Below are 1320 nucleotides of genomic sequence, written 5' to 3' on the forward strand. Positions count from 1 at the left end.
TGTAGTTGCCCCCGCTAAACCGGACACCACCTCATCAATTTGATGCCAGTTCTGCCCGGTACTCCCAGGGCGACTTCATTTTCAACCCTTTGTGCGGGTGGCTGCGGTTATAGTCCTCGATCCATTCCGGCAACCTGGCCATCACCGTGGCGGCATCAGGAAGATCGTTCAGGTACACATAGTCCCGTTTGAACGTCTTCACGAAGGCCTCAGCCATGCCGTTGCTCTGAGGGCTTCTGACCGGTGTGGTGCACACCACAAAGCCCAGAGAGGACGCGAAGGCTCGCGTTTCTTTGGCAATGTAGCAGCTGCCATTATCCGTCAGCCATTCCAGCGGGTGCGGCACCCGCTCTGACTGGCCGAAACGATATTCCAGACTTTCCAGCAGTAAGTCCTGAACCATCTCAGCGGTGATGCCGCCGGTGGTCGCCACGTAGCGCATCAGTTCGCGGTCACAACAGTCCAGGCTGAACGCAACACGCACAACTTCCTTGTTCCAGCAACGGATTTCGAAGCCGTCTGAGCACCAGCGAAGGTCTGGCTTCAAGGTGATGACCTGGCCGTTATGGCAGCGCTCCTGGGGCCGTCCCGTATAACGGGGTAACAACAGTCCATCCTGCTTCATCAGTCGATACACGCGCTTGTGGTTCACTCGCTCGTCGTTTGCTGCCAGCAACCGATTCAGCCGAGCAGTGATCCTTCGATAGCCATTGGCAGCACGGGCATCGCACAGCTCTCGAATAAACGGCAAATGCCGGTCATCGTCCTGCTTGTTGTATCTCGGACTTCTGCCTTTCTGGCGACCATGAAGGCGATCCATAAGGTTGGAGCGCGATACCTTCATTACCTCCGCAACCCGTTTCAGAGGGTATCGTCCGGTGGCAGCAACGGCATGCGCGAGATCAACTTTTTTGACTGAGCCACCTCCAGGGCTTCCCGGAGTATTTCAGCTTCCATCGTCTTGCGGCCCAGCATCCGCTCCAGCTCCCGGACCTTCTTGTTCAGGGCTTTCATCTCGGATGCACTGACAACCTCATCACCAGATTCAATCGCGGACATGCCACCGTCTTTCATCAGCTTCTTCCAACGGAACAACAGACTTGCTGATATACCATGACGTCGTGCGACAAGCGATACCGACATGCCAGGCCGCTCACACTCCGCGACCATGAATGCCTTCTCCTGCGCGGAATACCGGCGACGACGCTGCACTCCGGTTATGACTTCGATTCTCTCCACCTTGGACACTCCTTTGCACTAGGTCTATGCCTAGGCCTTTGCTTCTACCAAGGTGTCCGGTTTAAATGGGGGCTACTACAG

The 1320-nt window shown here is 56.1% G+C and carries 1 protein-coding gene; it reads right to left on the reverse strand.

Going from position 1 to position 1320, the window contains the following annotated elements; translation table 11 throughout:
• Window positions 1-34: 34 nt before the first annotated feature.
• Window positions 35-1239, reverse strand: a protein-coding gene (locus tag AC0B60_RS20175; RefSeq protein ID WP_465087658.1) for an IS3 family transposase whose coding sequence is annotated in 2 segments (ribosomal slippage) — window positions 35-912 and window positions 912-1239 — 1206 coding nt in all. Because the reading frame shifts where the segments join, the coding sequence is not laid out codon by codon here.
• Between the last annotated feature and the right edge of the window lie 81 nt (window positions 1240-1320).

The sequence above is a fragment of the Marinobacter sp. V34 genome (assembly GCF_055524115.1).